Annotated in this window: 22 protein-coding genes; 10 read left to right on the top strand and 12 right to left on the bottom strand. The window is 58.7% G+C overall.

The window, feature by feature from the left end:
• The first annotated feature begins 188 nt into the window (after positions 1 to 188).
• Positions 189 to 1,154: a phage antirepressor N-terminal domain-containing protein gene (locus NOX35_RS19830; protein WP_256494438.1), complete on the top strand. Its 966-nt coding sequence runs from the start codon at positions 189 to 191 to the stop codon at positions 1,152 to 1,154.
• Positions 1,155 to 1,676: 522 nt separating this feature from the next.
• On the opposite strand, the gene NOX35_RS19825 is transcribed toward NOX35_RS19830, so the two are convergent.
• The gene (locus tag NOX35_RS19825; protein ID WP_256493548.1) at positions 1,677 to 2,903 is read right to left on the bottom strand and encodes an IS256 family transposase; all 1,227 of its coding nucleotides are present in this window, start codon (positions 2,901 to 2,903) and stop codon (positions 1,677 to 1,679) included.
• A gap of 111 nt (positions 2,904 to 3,014) precedes the next feature.
• Here NOX35_RS19825 and NOX35_RS19820 point away from each other — a divergent pair, with 111 nt between their 5' ends.
• The 9 genes from NOX35_RS19820 (at position 3,015) to NOX35_RS19780 (ending at position 11,757) form a co-directional block, all read left to right on the top strand.
• Complete coding sequence (locus NOX35_RS19820) at positions 3,015 to 3,392, top strand: hypothetical protein (RefSeq protein ID WP_256496971.1); 378 nt, start codon at positions 3,015 to 3,017, stop codon at positions 3,390 to 3,392.
• A 176-nt stretch (positions 3,393 to 3,568) separates the two neighbouring features.
• Positions 3,569 to 4,516: a hypothetical protein gene (locus tag NOX35_RS19815; RefSeq protein WP_256494437.1), complete on the top strand. Its 948-nt coding sequence runs from the start codon at positions 3,569 to 3,571 to the stop codon at positions 4,514 to 4,516.
• Positions 4,503 to 5,084, top strand: a complete 582-nt coding sequence (locus NOX35_RS19810) for a hypothetical protein (RefSeq protein WP_256494435.1) — start codon at positions 4,503 to 4,505, stop codon at positions 5,082 to 5,084. The genes NOX35_RS19815 and NOX35_RS19810 overlap by 14 nt, the downstream gene beginning before the upstream one ends.
• Positions 5,081 to 5,485, top strand: a complete 405-nt coding sequence (locus NOX35_RS19805; protein ID WP_256494433.1) for a hypothetical protein — start codon at positions 5,081 to 5,083, stop codon at positions 5,483 to 5,485. The genes NOX35_RS19810 and NOX35_RS19805 overlap by 4 nt, the downstream gene beginning before the upstream one ends.
• Complete coding sequence (locus tag NOX35_RS19800) at positions 5,470 to 7,782, top strand: hypothetical protein (RefSeq protein WP_256494432.1); 2,313 nt, start codon at positions 5,470 to 5,472, stop codon at positions 7,780 to 7,782. Before NOX35_RS19805 ends, NOX35_RS19800 begins: the two co-directional genes overlap by 16 nt.
• A gap of 138 nt (positions 7,783 to 7,920) precedes the next feature.
• Positions 7,921 to 10,428, top strand: coding sequence for an SGNH/GDSL hydrolase family protein (locus tag NOX35_RS19795; RefSeq protein WP_256494431.1), 2,508 nt, complete (start codon positions 7,921 to 7,923; stop codon positions 10,426 to 10,428).
• A gap of 5 nt (positions 10,429 to 10,433) precedes the next feature.
• The gene (locus NOX35_RS19790; protein WP_256494430.1) at positions 10,434 to 10,793 is read left to right on the top strand and encodes a hypothetical protein; all 360 of its coding nucleotides are present in this window, start codon (positions 10,434 to 10,436) and stop codon (positions 10,791 to 10,793) included.
• Positions 10,790 to 11,260 (top strand): lysozyme, encoded by a 471-nt coding sequence (locus NOX35_RS19785; RefSeq protein ID WP_256494428.1) that lies wholly within the window; start codon positions 10,790 to 10,792, stop codon positions 11,258 to 11,260. The genes NOX35_RS19790 and NOX35_RS19785 overlap by 4 nt, the downstream gene beginning before the upstream one ends.
• The gene (locus tag NOX35_RS19780; protein ID WP_256494427.1) at positions 11,257 to 11,757 is read left to right on the top strand and encodes a hypothetical protein; all 501 of its coding nucleotides are present in this window, start codon (positions 11,257 to 11,259) and stop codon (positions 11,755 to 11,757) included. Before NOX35_RS19785 ends, NOX35_RS19780 begins: the two co-directional genes overlap by 4 nt.
• A gap of 161 nt (positions 11,758 to 11,918) precedes the next feature.
• Here NOX35_RS19780 and NOX35_RS19775 read toward each other — a convergent pair whose 3' ends face one another.
• From NOX35_RS19775 to NOX35_RS19725, 11 genes are all read right to left on the bottom strand, one after another.
• Entirely contained in the window at positions 11,919 to 12,077 is a 159-nt protein-coding gene (locus tag NOX35_RS19775) for a hypothetical protein (RefSeq protein WP_193751141.1), read from the bottom strand.
• 12 nt (positions 12,078 to 12,089) lie between these two features.
• Complete coding sequence (locus NOX35_RS19770; RefSeq protein ID WP_059441086.1) at positions 12,090 to 12,626, bottom strand: hypothetical protein; 537 nt, start codon at positions 12,624 to 12,626, stop codon at positions 12,090 to 12,092.
• Positions 12,627 to 13,146: 520 nt separating this feature from the next.
• A complete protein-coding gene (locus NOX35_RS19765; protein ID WP_256494426.1) occupies positions 13,147 to 13,479 on the bottom strand; it encodes a hypothetical protein in 333 nt (110 codons plus the stop codon).
• A 346-nt stretch (positions 13,480 to 13,825) separates the two neighbouring features.
• Entirely contained in the window at positions 13,826 to 14,857 is a 1,032-nt protein-coding gene (locus NOX35_RS19760) for an integrase (protein ID WP_256494488.1), read from the bottom strand.
• Positions 14,854 to 15,069 carry a phage protein gene (locus NOX35_RS19755; RefSeq protein ID WP_034380602.1) on the bottom strand — a complete coding sequence of 72 codons (216 nt, stop codon included), beginning with the start codon at positions 15,067 to 15,069 and terminating at the stop codon, positions 14,854 to 14,856. The genes NOX35_RS19760 and NOX35_RS19755 overlap by 4 nt, the downstream gene beginning before the upstream one ends.
• Positions 15,053 to 15,295 (bottom strand): hypothetical protein, encoded by a 243-nt coding sequence (locus NOX35_RS19750; RefSeq protein ID WP_256494486.1) that lies wholly within the window; start codon positions 15,293 to 15,295, stop codon positions 15,053 to 15,055. The genes NOX35_RS19755 and NOX35_RS19750 overlap by 17 nt, the downstream gene beginning before the upstream one ends.
• Before the next feature lie 102 nt (positions 15,296 to 15,397).
• Complete coding sequence (locus NOX35_RS19745; protein WP_256494485.1) at positions 15,398 to 16,747, bottom strand: hypothetical protein; 1,350 nt, start codon at positions 16,745 to 16,747, stop codon at positions 15,398 to 15,400.
• A 52-nt stretch (positions 16,748 to 16,799) separates the two neighbouring features.
• On the bottom strand, positions 16,800 to 17,492 hold the full coding sequence (locus NOX35_RS19740; RefSeq protein WP_046462749.1) for a hypothetical protein: 693 nt from the start codon (positions 17,490 to 17,492) through the stop codon (positions 16,800 to 16,802).
• 137 nt (positions 17,493 to 17,629) lie between these two features.
• The gene (locus NOX35_RS19735) at positions 17,630 to 17,887 is read right to left on the bottom strand and encodes a hypothetical protein (protein WP_148728243.1); all 258 of its coding nucleotides are present in this window, start codon (positions 17,885 to 17,887) and stop codon (positions 17,630 to 17,632) included.
• Between the two features lie 123 nt (positions 17,888 to 18,010).
• The gene (locus NOX35_RS19730) at positions 18,011 to 19,231 is read right to left on the bottom strand and encodes a GGDEF domain-containing protein (protein ID WP_256494484.1); all 1,221 of its coding nucleotides are present in this window, start codon (positions 19,229 to 19,231) and stop codon (positions 18,011 to 18,013) included.
• Between the two features lie 269 nt (positions 19,232 to 19,500).
• A complete protein-coding gene (locus NOX35_RS19725; RefSeq protein ID WP_256494483.1) occupies positions 19,501 to 19,899 on the bottom strand; it encodes a hypothetical protein in 399 nt (132 codons plus the stop codon).
• Positions 19,900 to 20,009 lie beyond the last annotated feature (110 nt).

The following is a 20,009-nucleotide window of genomic DNA, read 5'->3' as shown; positions in this document are numbered from 1 at the left end:
GTGGCTGCATCAAGTAGCAGTAGACCAAGAGCGCTCCGCCAATTGGATATTGAACAAAGTTGTTCAAGAGGCAAAAGAGAGAAGTGAGGCCCGGAATGATAGGTAGGCCTGAAAAGAGTGAAGCCCTGGCGGCGGCAACCGACAGGGCTTCAAGTGAAGTAACCCAACCTCTGACAGAAGGATTCAACATGTCGAATTCTACAGAACTCAACGTCAATCGCGCAATCACTGTTCCGTTCTTGGGAGCTGAGCTGTATGTTGTTGATCACAATAGCCAGCCTTATGCGCCCATGAAGCCGATCATTACCGGAATGGGGCTCACATGGCACGGGCAACATGCAAAGATCAAGGCCAACGCGAATCGTTGGGGTGTTCTTGAGTTGAGAACACCTTCTGCTGGCGGTATGCAAGATATGCTTTGCATGCCTTTGCGCAAGCTGCCTGGATGGCTGTCTGGAATCGAGTCGGGAAAGGTGAAGAGCCCTGAAGCCCGCGCCAAGGTGATCCAGTACCAAAATGAATGCGACGACGTGCTCTGGCAGTACTGGAATGAAGGCATTGCGATCAACCCACGCCAAGCATTTGCGGTCAACCCCGGTGACTCGCTGACCGCTGAAGAAGCTGAAACCCTGCGTTTGATGCTCAAGTCCGCAGTTGAGCGTCAGCCAAAGGCAAAGCAGGGCGCATTGATGATGCAAGGCTGGAGCAAACTCAAGGCTCACTTCAAGGTGGGCTATCGCGAAATTCCTCGGCACGAGTTCAGTGAAGCTGTCTCGATCATTGCTCGGCACACTGCTGAATTTGCGGATTGGGAAGTGGTCGATGGTGTGGCGAGCGGCACAGAGGAGCGAACCATTAATGTGATGGTGGACGATTTTGTTCGCCAGATAGAGACGCCAAATGGAACGCCTACCCTGCTTTTCATGCCGCTTGTGAACGCGGTGCTTAAAAAGCAAGGTTTCACATTCTTTCTGCCGAGTGTGCAAGAAAGAGAAATCATGGCTCGTCTTGACAGGTTGAGTCGTCTGTTTCATCCGAGCACCACTCAATTCATGGATGTGACTGGGATCGTGAGGGTGTTGCAAGGCCTGCACCCGAAGCTTGGTACTCAAGATCCGAGCTTCAGGCAACTGGTCTCGCGGATTACGCACTGACCGCGCCAATAGCTTCACTTTGATAGCATCCCCTCCTATTTGAATAGGAGAGGGTATGGCTTTGATTGCTTGTTCAGAGTGCAGAAAAGAAATTAGCGATAAGGCGTTCAGTTGCCCGCATTGCGGTGCCCCACTTAGGGTGAGCACCCAATCATCCAGGGAATCGGCTGCAACGCAGCCAAAAAAGCGTGGTGTTTGGAAGTGGGTTATTGGAGTTCCTGTTGTCGGGTTCTTGGCTCTGCTTGCTTTTGGCGCGTATATCAGCAGCACCCCTGAGGGCCGTGAGCGTGGAGATGCGCGTGCCGCGATCGACTTGTGCTGGAGTGAGCAGTCGCGAAAGTCAAATACCAGTGGTAGTGCGCGGTTTATCGCTGGAGCTTGTGAAAAGATGGAGCGTGATTTTAGGGAAAGGTGGGGCGTAAACCCCTGAGACTCAACGTACGACCGCCCTCGGGCGGTTTTCTTTTGCCCGAAGTGGCTTGCACGGGGCGTGTCCGAATTTTTGTGTAAACGGTTCGGACTTCAATTGACGGAGATGCGGTCTCCGAACTCAATGGTAAAGCGGGTCAGCGCAGCCTTCCAATCCCGGATGGGCATGGTCCACTTCTGGCTGATGTTGCGCAGGGCCAGGTAGAACAGCTTGGTCAGCGCCTCGTCGCTGGGGAACGAGCCCCGGTTCTTGGTCAGCTTCCTCAGGCCCATGTTCACCGACTCGATGGCATTGGTTGTGTAGATGACCTTGCGGATTTCCGGCGGGTAGTCAAAGAACGGGGTCAAGCGGCTCCAGTTCCTGCGCCAGGACTGGCCGATGGGCAGGTACTCGGTATCCCAGCGCTGCTCGAATTCACCGAGCATCAGCTCGGCCTCCTCGGCGGTGGCGGCCGTGTAGATACGGCGCAGGTCGGCAGCTACTTCTTTGCGGCGCTTCCATGAGACGTAGTTCAGGCTGTGGCGCACCATGTGAACGATGCACAGCTGCACCACCGCCTTGGGGAAGACGGCCTCGATGGCTTCCGGAAAACCTTTGAGCCCATCGACGCAGGCAATGAAGATGTCATGCACGCCCCGGTTGCGCAATTCGGTCACCACCTGCAGCCAGAACTTGGCACCCTCGGTCTGCGCCAGCCACAGGCCCAGCACCTCCTTCTCGCCCGTCATGGTGATGCCGATGGCCAGGTACACCGCCTTGACCCGCACAGCGCCCTCGCGCACCTTCACATGGATGCAGTCCAGATAGACGATAGGGTAGATTGCATCGAGCGGGCGGGCTTGCCAGGTCTTGACCTCATCGGCCACGGCGTCGGTCACCGAGGAAATCAGGCTGGGCGAGACCTCGGTGCCGTACATCTCCTCTAGGTGGCTCTGGATCTCGCGCACCGTCATGCCGCGGGCGTACAGGGAGATGATCTTGTCGTCGAAGCCGGCCCAGCGGGTCTGGTGCTTGGGGATCAGTTGGGGTTCGAAGGTGCCCTTGCGGTCGCGCGGCACCTCGATGGGCAGTTCGCCGAACTCGCACTTGAGCGTCTTCCTGCTCTTGCCGTTGCGAGTGTTGCCGCCGGTGTTGACCACCGGTTCGTGTCGGTCGTGGCCGAGGTGCTCGGTCAGTTCGGCGTCCAGCGCCTTTTCTACCAGCAGCTTGGTCAGCTGCTTGAGCAGGCCGTTCTCGCCGATCAGGTCTTCAGGTTTCTTGTAATCAGCCAGCAGTTTCGCCAGCAGTTCTTCAGGGACTTCGTGTTTCTTGGTTGTCATTGTGCTTACGGACATGCAGACTTGCGCCTGCGGTGGATTGTCCGTTTACACAAAATTCTGCACACCCTCGCCTCTGGAGCTGTGACCTCTGGGGTTTCCGGGTGGGGTAGCGTGGTTGGTTCTGCATTGCCCGGCCTCAGTCTTTCTTCTGGCGGCTACACCGGCGACGGCGGCAAGTATGAGCCTGCCGGCGTAGTGCACCGCGGTGAGTACGTCATCAACGCAGAGAGCACAAGGCGCATTGGCCTGGGGTTGCTTAGCCGGCTGAATGGCTATGCCGAGGGTGGACTGGTGGGTGGCGCACCTGTGGCGGCGCTCAGCGGGCCTTCTGGCTTGGGTGGCGTGCAGATGATCCTGCAGCCCAGGATTCACATCGACAGCCGCACGGACAGAGCCGAGGTGGAGGCATTGGTGTTCAAGGGAATGAAGACGGCCAGCGATCAGGCGCAGCAGGAGCTGCTCTACAAAATGTCACGGAACATGGTATGACCCAACGCATCATTGACTGGCCAAAGCAGCTGCGCATGCGACCTGGCGCCCAGGAATGGGAGCTTTTGCAACCCATGACGGGATCGGTGAGTGCATTTAGCGGCGCGTCTTACGACAAATTGATTGGCCCACCTCGGTGGGCCTTTTCAATGGATCTGACGGATGCGCCGGCGTCAATGCTGCCCCAGATTGAGGCTGCATTGCGCCAGCTGCGGGGCGGCCTCAATCTGCTGCGTATTGGCGACATGCGCCGCACCGGCCGCGTGAGTGTGGTGCCGGGCGGTGGCGCCAAAGAGGTGCAGATGCTCCCCTGGTCCAGCCAGTGGACGCGCTGGGGCCGCATCGGACCTGCGCCAGTAGCCATTGCTGGCGAAGAGGTGGAGGTGAGGCAGACCACAGACTATTTTCAGAACGCCACGGCTGCGTTGAGGGCCGGGGTTCCGTATGTGGCGGTGGTGGAGGCATCGGCCACGGTGTCGGCACATGTGGCTTTGTCGGTCGCGGGTGCGGGCGTAGCGGCTCCCTTGGGGGTTGTCTTCAATGCCATGACCGGCGCGGTTGTCAGCCAGTACGGCCCGGTCAATGCCTGTGGGGCCACTGCAGCAGGTGGGCGCTGGAGGTGCTGGCTGACCTTTGGCGGCCAAGCCGGCGATGTGTTGGCCCAGGCTTATGCGCTGCTGCCGGCCCATGGCCTGATCCACCTCAAGATGCGCCGGCCCATCCTGGCCATGCTGGCGGGGGCGCTGCCGCCAGCCTATGTGCCTGCGGATTCCGTCAGCGTCTGGGACGAGTACGGCGTGCAGGTCGATGGAGCCGGCCAGACCGGGGCAACCCTGGCTACACGCAACTGGCCGCCGGGACTGACTCTGCGGGCCGGGCACTGGATCAGCTACGGCGACGGCATGCACATGCTGCTGGAGGCCGCCACGCCGGACGCGGACGGCAAGGCGCAGCTCTGGATTGAGCCGCCCATCCGCCGCAGTCCCGCCGATGGCGCGCCGGTGGTGGTGCGCAATGTCACAGGCCTGTTCAAGCTCAAGGTCAGTCCCAAGGTTCGGCAGGAGGGGATGGCCGTCAAGGGGCAGACGCTTACCTTTGAGGAAGATCTGAATGCTTACTCCTAACCAGCTGCTGCAGGCGCAGCGGCCTGCAACGGCTGTGGCGCTGCTGGCAGAGATGCAGTTCACCACGGGCACCATGCGCCTGAGCACCTGGGAAGGAAGCCTGCAGGCCCTTGGGCATGAGTGGGCCTACCTTCCGGGGGTGATGGGCATCAGCGGGGTGCAGCAGGCCGAGAACATCGAGTATCCCGCCATAGATTTGACGCTGGCCCTGCCTGATCCGTCCATCCTGGCCCTGGCCGTAGGCAGCGAGAAGACCTATCGAGGCCGCTTGTTCACGTTGTACATGGCCATCATGGACGACGAGTTCCGACTGGTGGACGACCCGCAGCCACTCTATGTGGGGGTGATGGACCAGGTGCAGATGAGTACCGGAGACGGCGCCGAAGACAAGGGCACGCTGACCATGCGTTGTGAGCAGCCCGGCAAGGACAGCCGCAATGCGATGAGCCAGCGGATGACGAATCAGCAGCAAAGCAAGAGATACCCCGGTGACACCGGGCTCAGCCGAATGGCGGAGTTGGCAGGAGGGCCGCAAACATGGCTGACCAAGAAGTTTCAGCAGGTATGAAGCGACTGCCCGATTGGGAGCAGCGCTTGTCCGATCTGGTGGGCCAGCGGCTGGCAGAGCCGTTCGCCTGGGGCGCCAACGACTGCGTGCTGTTCGCTGCTGATGGCATTGCCACCATGACAGGGATAGACCCGGCAGCCAATTTGCGCGGCCAGTGGGCCAGCCGTGGCGAGGCGGTGCGGGTCATCGCCCGACTGGGCGGCTTGCCTGATGCTGTCGCAGCCTTGGGATTGGAGGCGGTTGCGCCGCTGTTTGCGCAGCGCGGCGACCTGGTGCTGCACCGAAGAGATGGAACGGATGCCCTGGCGCTGTGCCTTGGCAATCAACTAGCGGGCCCGAGCGATTCGGGCCTTTTGTTTTTTGGGCTGGAAAACGGGGTACAGGCATGGCGCGTGGGCTGAAGAAGATCGCTGCAGCGCTGACTCTGGCCGGCCTGTGTACCCAGGCCAATGCCATGCCGGCGGCCGTGGCCGCTGTCGGGGTCTGGATGGGGGGTGTGGGCGGGGCGTTCCTGATCATGAACGCCACTGCCGTAGCCATTGGCCTGCAGGTGGCCGGCTTCATGGCCTTGGGCATGTACCAGCGCCAGAAGGCCAAGCGCGAGGCGCGCCGGCAGCGTGACGCCTACAACGCCAGCCTGACCGATCGCAACACGACCGTGGCCGAGGCATCGCCTGAAGTGCGGCACATTTACGGCCGCGCCACGGTGGGTGGATCGGTCGCGGCCATGTTCACCCGCGGCGACAAGGACCAGATCAAGGACTTGGTGATTGCCTGGGCTGGGCATGAATGCGATGCCGTCGAGGATGTGTTGATCGCTGGCGAGTCGCTGCAGTTGGATGGGGGTGGCAATGCCACCGCATCGAAGTGGGCGAGCACCAGCACCAGCACAGTGGGCGCCACTGGCGCATTCAGCCTCTCTGGGGTGCTGAACCTACCTGCGGATACCCAGCGCCTGGTGTCGATCACCAAGGGTGGTGGCGATGAGGCGATGCAGCTTTGGGAGTCGCAATACACGTTGACTGGCCTTGTGGTGCAGCTCAATCCCGACGCCATGGATATGTGGGCTGGCCAGTCCGTGAGCATCCAGTACAGCCGCGAAACCACAACCAGCTATGTGCGCGTGCGTCATCACCTGGGTGCCGCAGATCAGGCCGCAGATGGCCAGCTCATTGCCGACTCTGCCGGGCTGCCTGGCGCCTGGACAGCAACGGACCGGTTGCGCGGCATCTGCTACAGCGTGATCACGCTGGACCTGAATAACCAGGAGCTGCAGAGCGGCCTGCCGCAGCTCACGGCGCGCATCCGTGGAAAGAAGGTCCTGGACCCGCGCAGCAGCACGACCGCCTGGAGCGATAACCCGGCGCTGTGCATCTATGACTTTCTGCGCGCCGGCGACTATGGCAAGGGCGTGTTCCCTGAGCAGGTGGAGGGCGTGGTAGCTGCGGCCAACGCTTGCGATGAGCTGGTTGCGGTGCCTGGTGGCACGGGCACGGCCAGGCGCTACACCTGCAATGGAGCCTGGCAGTCCGGCACGGATCCCGACAACGTGCTCGAGGATCTCTGCGGCGCCATGGCGGGCTATGCAATCCCAGGCGGCACATGGGGTGTCCATGCTGGCGTCTATGTGTCGCCAGTGCTGGTGTTGGGCGATGACCAGGCTGCGGGCTCCATCAGCATGGTCCCCGCACCCAGCCGGTCGGAGGCCTGGAACGGAGTCAAAGGCCAGTTCATCGACCCGGCCCAGTTCAATCAAGCGGTGGACTTTGAGCCGCTGCAGAACGCCCAGTACGTCGAGGATGACGGCGGCGAGGTCTGGGGGCAGATCCGGTTGCCGTTCACAGACCAGGGCTGGCGCGCCCGCACGCTGGGCAGCATCAGCATGGAAAAAAGCCGGGCCAAGAAGATTGTTTGGCGCGGCACGCTGGCCTGCTTGCGCGCTCGGGTTGGTGACCGGGTGATTGTCAACAACGCGCTGCTGGCTTTGAGCAATGCGACTTTCAGAGTGATCAAACGCTCCTATGACCATGGCTCCGCTGCCGTGGAGCTCTCGCTCGAGCAGGATGAGCCGCGCTTTTATCCGGGCGTCAGCAACACGCAGCCGCCGGCGCCTGGGGTGCAGCCCGACCCCACCTACAAGGTCAACCCGCCCACAGGACTGGTGCTCACCAACCCTGCGCCCGGCCGAATTGGCGTGCACGTCGATCCCAGCGTGGATCTGCGTGTGACCAACGGCGGTGCATTGCTCATCCAGGTGCGCACGGCGGATAGCAGCGCCTGGGTGAGCATGCCAAGCGCTCCAGGCAATGCCACGGACCAAGTCATCACGGTGCTGCAAAAGGGCGTCTATGTCGTGCAGGTGGACTGGCGGGCCAGCACCGGACAGCAGTCCGGGCAGTGGCTGGCCGGTGCCGTCACGGTGACGGAAACGTCATTTGCGACCGGGGATGATGTGAGCAACGCGGTCTCTGGCTACGCCAACAAGGAGAACCCGGTTTTTACCGGTGTGGTTGGCCTGCCGGCGTACGCCATTGACAACCTGCCGCCCGCCGGTGGTGACAACAAGCGCAAGGCCATCCTGGTCCCGCTGGACCTGGAGGACAGGCCAGCTGTCTGCGTGAGCGATGGCACGGACTGGATCAGCCAGATCACTGGATTGCCCGTGGATTACGTAGCTCCTCCACCGCCAGCGCCATAGACCGTATCAACCCAACCCAGCCGCCCTTGAGGCGGTTTTTTTATGTCCCAAAGGAGGTCGCATGGACAACGCGACGTTTTTTGCCGTGCTGAGGACCCAGGCGCAACTGGCCAAGCAAATCAATGAAGGGGCCCGCCAATGAGCGACGCAACGAACCAAGAAACGGTCGATATCGCCAATCAGATATTGGCAGAGCTGGCCCAAGCTGCGAAAGATGGCCAACTGATTCAGAACGACTACTACGCCACGGAGGCCGACGGGCGGCTGGCATCGGCCGATGGAGATACCTTCAAAGTGCAAGGGGCGGGAGACGTGGCGGCTTACCTGTACCGCCGCACCAGTGCCTCCGTTAGTGTGTTGCTTGCCACGTTTCCCAGCGGGCTTATTGGGGTTGCGCAAAGCTCTGGCGGCATCTTTCCCCATCTACGTGTAGACGCTTCCAATTCGACAATTTTCTCTCCCGGCGCCGGGTACACGCGCTCGGTGGTCGATGGTGTGATTCGCCTCACTCCAGACGGTGTAACGACCTCGGTGGGATATTTCGCCAATGGCGGGCTGAACGCTTCGCAGCAGTTTTCTCCTAAGGTGCAGAACCGCGTTGGCTATCGCATGCGTCACTTCACAGGGGCTGTCGCTGCACGCTTGTATGAGATCCAGCTGCGAGACACGGCCGGCGTCACCTATGTGTACCGGCCTTATGCCACGTTCCCCTACGGGACAGGACGTCTGACTGGCTGGGCAACGCACATCGTAGATGTGTCCAAGAAGCCGGACGGGTCTGACTGGGGCAGCGAAATCATCAACGGCGTCTATATCGCTCTGTACGCTCCGTCTCAGAACAATGCCATCCTCGATATCGAATGGATTGCCATCGGCGTCGAGCGGGCAGATTTGGCCACCAATGCGGATCTGAGCCGTGAAACATCGGCACTTCGTAACACGGACATTCCGGCAGCAGTTGCGCCGGTCAGCACTGCGCAGAAATATGGTTTGCGCAGCGTGCAGGTCGAAAGCACAGCGACCATCAATCCCAACTTTCTTGCTCCCACTGGCTTTACCTCGTCGGTTGTCGGTGGCGCTACTCGCTACGTGCCTGGCGGTGTCGGTTCTGGGATTGGCTGGGCATCGCGTACTTTCACAACGCCCATCGATCCGGCGTCGTGTACTCGTGTGCGATACAAGATTCGTGCGGTCGGCGGCAGCGATGCGCGTGACTATCTGGTGTTTCTGCGGGACTCTCAAGGCGTCGGGCACTACTACAGGGTGGACGCGTCGAATGTGGGCCGCCGCGATGGTCTGGAGTATGTGGTCTATGACATCGACATCTCCAAGCGTGCGGACGGTACTGCATGGCCTGCTGGTGTGACGCTGACCCAGGTCTGGGTTTCCCTCTCTGACCGGGTTGGGGCGACCTCCTGGGATTTGGAGTGGTTTGCCATGGGCATGGCAGATAGCGTCTCAGCAACCGCAGTTGCGGCTGCGGATGCTCAGAGCCGCATTACCGCGCTGGAGGCGGCAGTCACTCCATTGCGTGCCATGGCGGATCTCATGCGTGCGGTGACGAATCCATTGCGCTCTGTTGAAGTCCAGCTGATCGGCGACTCCATCACATGGGGCGTCGGCTCAGCCGGCGCGGCAGATGACGGGCAGGGCCACAACGGCATGACAAACAAATCCTGGGCGAACTTGTTCCACAAGTGGCTTGGAGAGTCCTTTGTTGATGGCCCTCTTGTGACCACTAGCGGCGTAGCAACCTATACAGAGCGCACATGGACCGGGCTGTCGAATGTGAACCTTGCGTCTGCGAATCTTGGCTTCACTGTGAAAGCGACGGGTGCCGCCCCTGTGCACACCTACAACGTCAACGCGCTGGCATACAGCAATATGTGGGAGTTTTCGTCTGCTGCGGGCACTGCCAAGAACAAGGGGGCGCTCCAGTTCGACCTGACGGGTGACAACCTCACGTTCGTCTGCTGCCCAACCAACGCATCGGACGAGGCTGGCTCCGTCGTGGAACTGTGGGGCAACGGGGTCAAGCTGGGGGAGTTCAGCTACTACGGCGCCGAGGCGTGGCAAACGGAGAAGACGCTCAATTTCCCGTTTGGCCGCTACAAGATGGAGATGATCGTCAAATCCTCGAGCAACATCTTCCGCCTCGAAGGGTTCCGAGCAAACCGGTTTATCAAGGTCATCAACGACGCGATCAGCGGCACCAGTACTGGCTCTTGGCTCCCCGGCGATACGAACCTGACGGCGGCGCTCGCAAAGCGTGCTGAGTTCGTCCTTCTGCAACTGGGCACCAATGACCGAGTGAACCCTTCCGGCAACTACAGCACCTACCTGTTCTCAACGCGCATTGCCCAGGCATTGGTCGCGGCGGGTCGCAAGGTTGTGGTGATGGTGTCGAACGCAGTGTCCGATGCCATCGATTACGGGCCTGGCAAGGTGTTTACTCAGCGGCGGGTAGCGGATGCCCTTCGGAGTATGTCGAAGGCGATGGGGCTCGACTTCATCGACAACTACCAGGCCACCGTGCTTGCGAAGATGTACGGGGAGGCATGGGCACCGGATGGTCTGCATCCGAACGACTATGGCCACCAGTTCATTTTTGAGAATGTGCGCCGCGTCCTTATTGACCTGCAGTAAATCAAATGACCCGCTTCGGCGGGTTTTCTTTTGTCCGCCTTCTGGCGGATTTTGTGCCTGGGAGGGCTATGGACGATTACGGAAACGAACTGCCAGCACTGACCCGGCAGCAGATTAACGACCGGTTTGATAAAGGAAGCGAACGTATGGCAGCCATAGAGCGAGAGCTGGGGAAGACCCGGCAGGAACTGCATGAGCTTAAGCAGCAGCTATCCGATCTGCTGGAGTTCTTCACCGCCATGCGCGGAGCCTTCAAGGTGTTGAACTGGCTGGGGAAGCTGGCCAAGCCGGTGGCGTATGTGGTCATGTTGGGAACGGCGCTGCTTGGGTTCTGGACTGCTGTCCGTGCGGGAGGTGGCCGATGAGCTGGAAAGCGAAATTCATAACCATCGTCGGCGCCGGCGCAGCCGCTCTGGCGGTTCCCCTGGTTAAGCACTACGAGGGCACCGTCTTCAGCACCTACCGTGACCCGGTAGGCATCATCACGGCTTGCACGGGACACACCGGGCCCGAGCTCAAGATGGGTCAGACCTACACCCGCCAGCAGTGCGAGGAAATGCTCTACAAGGACTTGGCCAAGCATGCCGACGCCTTGAGCTGCGTGCGTGCGCCGCTGACGGACGGCCAGCGTGCGGCCTTCCTGAGCTTCGCGTTCAATGTGGGGGATGACGCCTTTTGCCGCAGCACCCTGGTGCGCAAGGCCAATGCGGGCGATTTCGGCGGCGCTTGCGCCGAGCTGAGCCGCTGGATCTATGCCGGTGGCAAGGAGCTGCCCGGCCTGGTCAAGCGCCGCGCCGCAGAGCGCCAACTGTGCGAGGCAGGCCTGGGATGACAGGCGCATCCCGCATCTGGCCCTGGCTGGCCCTGGCCCTGGCTCTTGCCCTACTGCTGGCTGTGCAGACCCAGCGGCTGGCCAAGGTCGAGACTTCACATGCAAAAGCGGCTGCGGCGCAGGCCCAGAAAGCGCAAGCAGCTACAGAAAAGAAAGCGGAGGCTGTGGTGGAGCACGGCGCCGCCCAACAGGAAAACACCCATGACTACACGCACGAAATGGCCCGCCTGGAGGCTGGGCGCACTGCTGATGCTGCCCGCATTGCAGGCCTGCAGCACGACATCAGGAGCGCTGCAACCCGCAACGCCCAGCTTGCCAGTGACGCCGCTGCCTGCCGAGGTCTCGCAGATCAGCACCAGCGACTCGCAGCCCTTGCTGCAGAGGGCGCAGGCCTGGTTGGAGGCCTTAGCGGCTTGGTCCAAAAGCGAGACGCCCAGGTGATCCTGTTGCGCGGCCAGATCGCGGCCGACAGAACACTGCTCGAGCAGCTGAACTGAAAGCGCCCCGATACCTTGATTGGTGTCTGGGCGCTTTTTTGCGTTTGGTACTCGATCAGTAGCCTTCGACCAAAGGCATTTCCGTCCCATCGACCGCAATCATCACGCCGGAAACAAAAAAGCCCGCATGCTTGCGGGCTCTCTTGCGGGTTGTAAACCGATCAGTTCGTCTTCACGGCTTCAACAAGGTTTTGTGTCAGCGCTTGTGCGCCGTGTTGCGCGACGGCCTTGTCGAAGGCACCAGACAAGACACGTAGTTCCGCTGCATGTTGGTTGGCGATTCTCACGAATGCTTCGGATTGATGTGTAGTGTTTTGCATAGTGTGCCTCTTTCAGGTTGCGGATCTCAGGACCAGCCAGCGACCTTCTTTGCTGGCTACTAGAGAGGAGTTATCGGGATCTTCCTTGATGAACGACATCAGCGTCATCAAGAATTTCAATTGATCATTGTCGCGACCAAACAATTTCAAAGTGTCCGCAGCATGACTCAGTCGAGCATTGTACGCGCCAACGGTTGCCGCCTTGTAAGCGGATACCGCAGTAGCAATGGCCTCATAGTTGTCTTCTTGAATCAGCGACTCTATCTCTGGAGATAGGGTCACCTTAAGCAATTTCAACCACTTGCCGTTCATTTGCCCGCGATGAGACAGAACCAGCTCGCACGTTGCGGCAGCGATGTTGCTATCACCAACGAACACGCCGTAGGGGATAACCTCATGCTGCTCCTGTTTGTTGGAAGTCAGCGAGCAATGAATCCAGTTCAACTTACGCTCTACTTCCTCAGGGAAGCAGTCATGTGTCTCCGCCTCTTCCCGCCACTTTTTCAGAGTTGCTTGGTAGGAGGCCTCATCAAATTGTCTAAATTCCATCTCTAGTTTCAAGTTGTTTCGCCGAGTGTATGGGCAGTTAGTACCTTGTGTAACTAGATATATATACAGTGCCGCGTTTTATTCACGGATGACATGTCAATCTTTCACATCTTGATATGTATTGTTTGTATTTATGCTTCACTTTCTGTGGTTTATGTATTTATAAAAATCAATAACTTATGGGGAGTTTTTGATCTTATTTGGCATCTGATTTGTGAGTTCACCCACGAAGAAATCCGATGATGCAAAGTTGCAAATATCATGAGCCGATCTTCTTCGCCTGGGATGGTCCGTATAGGGTATGACTCGCGTAATGGGCTGCGCAACATTTCAAAAAGGCGCAGGGGAGCGTGCAACACTTGTCGGGCCTGGCCCGAAGTACACAAGCCCGTCATCAAGGGTGACCACAAGCATCCATCCGGGGTGAACTTCTTCTGTGACGTAGTCGCTGGCGTTGCCGGGCAGGATGCGCTCATTGGGAAAGCCATATCGTCCGGGCGTGCGCAGCAGGGTTGGGTGACTAGGGCTGTGCATCGTACGTGCGCCCCAGTGCTGGCCCGGGCACGCACCACCAGCTTTGTCCTATGTGTCGATGGTCGACATTCCACTCTTGTCCACTCAGTCGCAGGCCGCCGCCATTGATCAATTTGAGGTGGCAGTGCTCAAGCGGCTTGATCAGCTCCGGCACAGTGGGTGCATCTGGTCCTGGCAGCAGATAGGCCTTGCATAGGGGCATGCCGACCACTGGCGTCTTTGAGTGCATGTACAGCCAGCCATAGACCCCATTGGCCTGCGCGACCTCAGGCGGCAGCCGCTGGCCGTCTTTGTACAGTTGGTAGATGGTGTACCACATACTGCAAATTTATACAGCATTTCTATTTCCCTGTCTTATCGGTGAGCGCTCACATTTTTAAGATTGGCAGCTAGAGGGCAAAAAAAAAGCCTGCGCGATTTGTCATCGTGCAGGCTCTCTTCTTTTCGCTAAAACCGGAACACATGCCGGAACAGTTCCCGGAACGTCTTCAAAAGTTATAGCATTACATCTGTGGTGCCCGGGGCCGGAATCGAACCGGCACGCCTTGCGGCGGGGGATTTTGAGTCCCGTGAAGAAATGAGGATTCATGCGGCCTGCAGGCCGATGTGTTCCGGTTTTTTTGGTGTACTTATTTATAGGTAGAGAAGACAAAACCGGAACACTTTTAGCCCACTGGTTTCAGCCTCCGGACACCGCCGTAATGGCGTTCTGTCAGGCGCTCATCGCTGTGCTGCAGCAGCTTCGATGCTTCTTCCAGGCTACCCGCTTTTTGGGCGGCACGCTTGCGCATGTCCCGCAGGTAGAGCTGCTTGATTGCATCGGCCAGCTCATCCTCGCCGCGCTCGCTGGCTTTCTCTGCGGCCGTGCTCCGGGCTTTGTCCCATCCATAGCGAAGCGCCTGGGGTGACACTGGCTGCCCGTCTGCAGTGGAAAGCAGCATCAGGTGATCAGCCCCTAGAGCCTTGCGCCTGCGCACCAAGTCAGGCAGAACTGCGGAAAGGTTCAAGTCCCACTCGGCCTCCTTGCCGGTCTTACTGGCCTCCAGCGTGAGCAGGTTCCCGCGCGGCATCAGGACCGTGATGCAGTCAGTCAGGCGCATGCCCGTGGCGGATCCGAGGTCCATGCAGTCCTTGATGTGCTGGGCTGCCTCTGCATAGATCGCCGCAAACACATCGTCCCGAACCTTGATCTTCCGCGGCTTCTCCTTGTTCTTCCACTTGCTGCGCTCCATCCCGGCCGCTGGCCATGGCAAAGAGGTAAGGCCTTCGCCGCGCGCCCAGTTCCAGATGACCGAGAGCAAGGCCATCTCCCGATTGCCTTGGGTCTTCGCCGTGCGCTTCGTCAGGTAGCCCTTGATTACCGGTAGGCTCACCTGGTCCCAGGTCGCCTCGGCAAAGACCGGGCGCATCATCCTGAGGTTCTTGGCATAGCCCTTTTTGGTTTCTTCGCTCCTGTACGTTGGCAGGACTTTCGATTCCCAGCCGGAGAAAGCCTCCTCGAGCGTGCCAGCTATTCGCGCACTGTGGGTGCCGTTCTCAGTGATTTCTTTCCATTGGGCGATTGCTTTATCGAAGTCGGTGCCAAGGGGAATTTCCCCGTTTCCTTCTGTCGATGCGTCATAGAAGTAATACACCACGACCTTGCCGCTTTTACGGCGGCGCGTTCTGGTGCGCAGTCGTGGATAGGCTCCAGTCATCTGACAGCTCCTAAGTTAATCCCGCGCGAAGGCGTGAAAACCACTCCAGTCAGCCACGCCCTGGCATGAGCGCGAGAGACAAGAATACGCCTGCCCAGGCGTTTATGAGGGATTCCCTCTTTCTTCAAAAACGCTTCTTGCTGGTCCAGCTTTCCAGCTGACGCCATTCGCTTAATTTCTTGTGGCAACAGGAATTCACCAGTTTGATCCATGGCGACCTCCATTAAAAATGGCCCTTGCGGGCCGGCGGTTGGATTTCAAAGGTTCGAGCAGAAGGCGTGCAGCCTGGTTGTAGGTATCCCAAAGCAACAATCCGTCGGTGCACCGTTCCTGCTGCCCGCCGGATAGACCGGCAGCGCAGCAGGTAGGGCAGTTGAAGTGGTGGGCAATGTAGGCCTTGTCTTCTGGCAGGCCTACGGTGCTGGCGCTGGTTGCCATGAAGTCCTCCCAAAAGCAAAACCCCGCATCAGCGGGGCTCAGGGTGGTTGATAGGTTCGCGCCATCTGTCGCGCTTGTCGCCTCGGTCGCGGGCTCGGCGGCTCATGCTTCACTCCCTTGCGCTGCCTGGGCGGCGATTGCGGCGCGGTGCTCGCGGTCTCGGTCAGAATTGGTCTTCAATGGCAGGCTGGGGTTCTGGTGCCAAAATTGTTCGTGCGCCCAATAGCCAAACATCGTCACGCTGTACCGTCCAAACCCGTGGTTGCTGACAACTCCGAGTTCCGCGAGTCGCTTAATCTCCTCTTTTTTGAGGTCGTAGCTCTCATCGTCCTCTGTCGTCTCGATGAATCGGTGCAGCAGATGCTGGTCTGCCTCCATCAGAAACTGCAGCTTTCCCGCATCCCGCGCGTCTGCCTGCGCCTGGGGTGATTGACCATCCCACCACCAGCCAACAAAGCCGCCATGGTTGATGAAGCCACGTTCTGGCTGCTCACCTTCCACGGGCTTCTCCAGCGCGTAGCCGGTGATCTGGTAGCCGCGCTCCTGCATGCTCTTGAGCTTCAAGGAGGCAACGTGGCAGAAGGCGGGCACCGCCTGCGCGGGAAGTCCGGTAGCAGTAGCTGCGGACGGAAGTGCCCACAAGCGGCGCTCAATGATTCCTGCAATGGCTTTGACGCGGGGACTGTCATCGGGCTCATTGAGATAGCATCCGATCATCCCGGCGATGTAGCTGCACCATGTCGCTTGATCATTCGTTGGTCCTTCCACTGGCTGCAGTGGTGCAGTAGCCAGCAGGGCGCGCAGCTGCTGTTCTTTGAACAGAGATTCAAGCGTGTACCGCCAGCCGCTGAAGTCCAGCTGTTCCGCGATGAATGCCTCTGCAGACTTCTTGTTGCGGAAGCCGACGGCATGCAGGCTTGTTTTCAGCTGATGGGGTACTTGCTCAGGGTCCAGCACTGCAAGCCAGTGAGCAGGCTCAGGCAGCACCACTGGCGCGGCTGCCGGGGTGGCGGCAAGCGCTGGAGCAGCTGCGAGCATGGCGCAGTAAATCTGCTTTGCAGTGTGATCTGCAACAAATGGCCAAGCGGTCTCTCCTTCAACTGGTTTTTCCCCATACGCTGGGGCGTCCTTGTCCCCTCCGTAGCGTCCGACGTGACACATCTGGGGCGTAGGCTCAGTCGGCACCAGCTTCCAGCCATCAGGCACTGCCACGGCTGCGGGCGCTGCCTGGGGCTCAGTGATTTGGTGCAGGCACTGGCCAATTTCTCGCTCATGCGCCAGCAGGGCTGATGCCAGACGGCGGACTGCATGGGCGCTGCATCCTGCGCCTTCGGCTGTGCTGCAATTCCCGCGATTGCGCTCATCGTTCTCTAAGCCTTCAAGCATGGATGCTCCTTGCTCGAGCAGGGCTGCGTCTTGGTCGTTCAGCTTGATTACGTTCTTGTCTTGCATATAGGTGGCTCCCAGAATGAGAAAAGCCCGCGGCGGCGGGCTGGGGTGTTGGTTAGGTGACTGATGCCTGTTGCTTCACGTTGTCGTAGGCCTTGATTCCCCACGCGATGGCATAGCAGTTCCATAGGAAATGGAATTTGAATTCCTTGCAGTTCCACTCCCAGCAGTCATCCATCTGAAAGCCAGGCACGTCATCACATCGAAAGTCGCGGGCAGCGTCGTAGGCTCGTACTTCGCCATCATCGGCAGTCGATAGAACTTCATCGTTCAGAGCGCTCCAAAGCGCGGCCTTGTCGTCGCTGAATTGGTCGTGCTCCGCCTGGGTGCTGTATTCAGCATCGGGTTCACTGCACTCAACCCAGCTATCAAATGCCTCTTTGACATGCTCCCGAAAGCTATCGGCACTGAACTCCATGACATCCCTTGGTGCCGGTGCGAGCAGCTTCTCGTCCCAATAGCCAGGGTTGATTGCCAGTTGATCAGCGCGGCCTGTTTTGTTGTAGTGCTCTTGATCTGTGCGAAAGAACGTGAACATGTCCTGCAAGCGTCGGAATACGAAAGTTCCCATGTCGCCATCAATGCACAGCGTGCCAGGCCAAGTGATGATGTCGAACCAGTAGGCGCGGCTGGAGGGATCTTTGAACCGCAAATGACGGTTCACACCGTCGTCGCGCATGACTTCCATCTGGTGCGCTTGCGCATCCTTGAGGAAGCGATCCTCGGTGCATGCAATTTCTCGGGGCATTCGTGTCTCCAGAAAGCAAAAAGCCCGCTCAATGGCGGGCAGGTGATGGGTGGATAGGTAGTGACTGGTCGTCCTGACCAACGTCGGCTGAAGCGATGGCAAGCAGCGAGCCGTCTATAGACTGGGGATCCTTGTAGTCAGCAAGACGATCTGGGGTATAGCAATAGCTCCATCAGGTCTGTCTTGGCCACAACGGTGACAAGTCCAGCTGCAGCGAGTGCGCGTACAAAGCCGAACCCGTGCTGACGAGCGTTCTCCAGCTGTATCGCCGATTCCGGCTTCTTGTCATAGGCTGCGCGAACCCTGTCAACGATGATCTTCCAATCAGCGTGAAGATTTTCTGGCAACAGTTCGTAGCGATATGCCTGTACGGGTTGTGAAGCATTGCTCGCCATGTCTGCTCCTCGGTGACTCGGCCTATAGATTACGCTTCTTCATTCCTGGAACGCTTTCTATGGAATGAAAAAAGCGGGTGGTGGGCTGTGGTGATTACGGGTGAAACGCTCGTTGCGAGGGCGCTATGTGCTTTTGCTGTAGGGCATGTGGTAGCTTGGGTTTGCAACGGGATCGAGTTCGATGGATATATCCGGATAGTTGCCCCCGGATACGTGCACCCGATCTCGCCCAGCATTTTTGGCTTCGTAAAGAAGCCGATCGGCCTCTCGCAGGGCTTGATCTAATGGCGTGTTGCTGTCGAGCGCTGAAATCCCGAAGCTCAGGGTCAACGTGTAGCCTGATGGGAGAACTTCATTGTTCAAGCGGAGGTCGCGCTGGATGCGAAGGGCAATGGCCTCGGCATCTTTCAGTGAAATCTCCGTCAGCAAAAGCACAAACTCTTCCCCGCCGAACCGTGCGACAAGGTCGTTCTCCCGCACGCTGTCTTTAAGAGTCGTTGAAACCAGTTGCAGAACCTCATCGCCGCGCTTGTGGCCCCAGGAGTCGTTAATGCGCTTGAAGTGATCTATATCGCAGGCCAGCACGGCCATCGGATAGAGCCGTATGTCAGCGAGGCGCTGCTGGGCATATTCTTGAAAAGAGCGGCGATTCAGCAACTGGGTCAACGCATCAAGGTCTCGCTCACGTCGTAGCTTGTCTACCGTTTCCTTCGCGGCAATAGCAGTCATCACCAAGCTGAAGAGCAGCGCGAAGTTCAAGATGCTCACCAGCGTTAGGAGCCAGTAGGGCGACTTTGGCAATGACCGAAGATCCGAGTAGCCCAGCAGCCAGATCAAACCGGGCCGAGTGAAGGTATAGGTAGTGAATGCAATGCTTAGCCAGAGCAGCAATTTATCGAGCCAGTGTAAAGAGCTCATCCTTGAGCGGACCTGCAGGATAGGCAGCATTAGAACCAAGCCCGAGCCTATACTGAAGGAACAGATGCGAACCCAAGAAATCGGATTCACCCAGCTGAAGTGATACACAACGGCTAAGGTGACGATGGAGATCTGCAGTGCAATGTGCGGATGCGTTGATACACGCCACCTGTCCGCCCAGCACTTCGCAAGACACCAGGCTCCCAGCAGATAGATGCTGCCAATCAATAGCGCATAGCGCGTGAGCACCTCAAGGGGAATCAAGGTTTGAGCAGCGAGGGGCAGTGCCGTGAGCGAATAGGCGCAGGCTTGCCAAAACAGAAAGCGCTGGGATCGTTGGTTAAACCAAGCAACCATCAGGACGGCAGCAAGAACCAGTAGCGCCAGAGGTGGTGTCAGTACCAACAAGTTGTAATTCGCGGACATCTGACCAGAGCCTCCCCGATCAAAGAGCAATCATTTCAACCCTGAGCGTTAAACGGCGATCTGGAATCTCGATGCTCGTATTTTCGCTTTTGTCACAAATTATTACACCACCGCAGGCTGATAGATTGCTGTCAGCCGAACTCTTGTTACGAGCACAAAAGCAGCCAAAAGTCATCAAAAGCGGCCTCAGTTGCACGAATGAAAATCGTTCCAAATGTGTAGCCTTGTCTTCGCGGGTGGCACTGTGTGCAGATCAGATTTTTGATAACTCAGGCGACTACCTTTTTGATCTCTATCAACTGGACTTCCAGCCATCCCGCCTTGACGGCCAGCTCCTTGCATTGTTGAGCTGCCTCCTGAAGGATGTAGGGCTTGCTACGCACTGCAGTGCGCTTGGCTGTGCGCAGCCATGCGGTTTCATCAAACGGCTCCGGCGGTTTGCCTCCTGCCTTTTGCGCCATTTGGCAAAGCCGCTCGTGCGCCTGCTTTGCTTCATCCAGCAGGCCAGGCGCGATACCTGAGACACGCCAGCCCTTGTGCACGGACACGGGATCCGCCTTGGCTGCCAGGCGACGCTGGCGCTCGAGCTCCATTCCTTGAGCTCGCATGGCGGCCATGCGGGAGTCGGTGATGGGGTCGCCGTTGTGATTCACGAAAGTCAGACTCATGGGAGCCTCCAAAGAAAAAGCCCACCCATTGGTGGGCACATGGTTATTAGAAAAATCAATCCCAAGCCAATAAACAATTCGTTACATTCAGCGCTTTGCTTTGTTCACCT

The sequence above is a fragment of the Comamonas sp. C11 genome, assembly GCF_024496285.1.
GTDB lineage: Bacteria > Pseudomonadota > Gammaproteobacteria > Burkholderiales > Burkholderiaceae_C > Comamonas > Comamonas testosteroni_F.
This window is presented reverse-complemented; position numbering and strand designations above follow the sequence as displayed.

Bases quoted from the DNA above. Each gene is read 5' to 3' on its own strand.
- NOX35_RS19780 (WP_256494427.1), top strand. From the start codon at position 11,257: ATGACAGGCGCATCCCGCATCTGGCCCTGGCTGGCCCTGGCCCTGGCT.
- NOX35_RS19795 (WP_256494431.1), top strand. From the start codon at position 7,921: ATGAGCGACGCAACGAACCAAGAAACGGTCGATATCGCCAATCAGATA.
- NOX35_RS19810 (WP_256494435.1), top strand. From the start codon at position 4,503: ATGCTTACTCCTAACCAGCTGCTGCAGGCGCAGCGGCCTGCAACGGCT.
- NOX35_RS19775 (WP_193751141.1), bottom strand. From the start codon at position 12,077: ATGCAAAACACTACACATCAATCCGAAGCATTCGTGAGAATCGCCAAC.
- NOX35_RS19750 (WP_256494486.1), bottom strand. From the start codon at position 15,295: ATGGCAACCAGCGCCAGCACCGTAGGCCTGCCAGAAGACAAGGCCTAC.
- NOX35_RS19785 (WP_256494428.1), top strand. From the start codon at position 10,790: ATGAGCTGGAAAGCGAAATTCATAACCATCGTCGGCGCCGGCGCAGCC.
- NOX35_RS19805 (WP_256494433.1), top strand. From the start codon at position 5,081: ATGAAGCGACTGCCCGATTGGGAGCAGCGCTTGTCCGATCTGGTGGGC.
- NOX35_RS19815 (WP_256494437.1), top strand. From the start codon at position 3,569: ATGCTGCCCCAGATTGAGGCTGCATTGCGCCAGCTGCGGGGCGGCCTC.
- NOX35_RS19830 (WP_256494438.1), top strand. From the start codon at position 189: ATGTCGAATTCTACAGAACTCAACGTCAATCGCGCAATCACTGTTCCG.
- NOX35_RS19790 (WP_256494430.1), top strand. From the start codon at position 10,434: ATGACCCGCTTCGGCGGGTTTTCTTTTGTCCGCCTTCTGGCGGATTTT.
- NOX35_RS19745 (WP_256494485.1), bottom strand. From the start codon at position 16,747: ATGCAAGACAAGAACGTAATCAAGCTGAACGACCAAGACGCAGCCCTG.
- NOX35_RS19730 (WP_256494484.1), bottom strand. From the start codon at position 19,231: ATGTCCGCGAATTACAACTTGTTGGTACTGACACCACCTCTGGCGCTA.
- NOX35_RS19735 (WP_148728243.1), bottom strand. From the start codon at position 17,887: ATGGCGAGCAATGCTTCACAACCCGTACAGGCATATCGCTACGAACTG.
- NOX35_RS19755 (WP_034380602.1), bottom strand. From the start codon at position 15,069: ATGGATCAAACTGGTGAATTCCTGTTGCCACAAGAAATTAAGCGAATG.
- NOX35_RS19825 (WP_256493548.1), bottom strand. From the start codon at position 2,903: ATGACAACCAAGAAACACGAAGTCCCTGAAGAACTGCTGGCGAAACTG.
- NOX35_RS19760 (WP_256494488.1), bottom strand. From the start codon at position 14,857: ATGACTGGAGCCTATCCACGACTGCGCACCAGAACGCGCCGCCGTAAA.
- NOX35_RS19740 (WP_046462749.1), bottom strand. From the start codon at position 17,492: ATGCCCCGAGAAATTGCATGCACCGAGGATCGCTTCCTCAAGGATGCG.
- NOX35_RS19765 (WP_256494426.1), bottom strand. From the start codon at position 13,479: ATGTGGTACACCATCTACCAACTGTACAAAGACGGCCAGCGGCTGCCG.
- NOX35_RS19770 (WP_059441086.1), bottom strand. From the start codon at position 12,626: ATGGAATTTAGACAATTTGATGAGGCCTCCTACCAAGCAACTCTGAAA.
- NOX35_RS19800 (WP_256494432.1), top strand. From the start codon at position 5,470: ATGGCGCGTGGGCTGAAGAAGATCGCTGCAGCGCTGACTCTGGCCGGC.
- NOX35_RS19725 (WP_256494483.1), bottom strand. From the start codon at position 19,899: ATGAGTCTGACTTTCGTGAATCACAACGGCGACCCCATCACCGACTCC.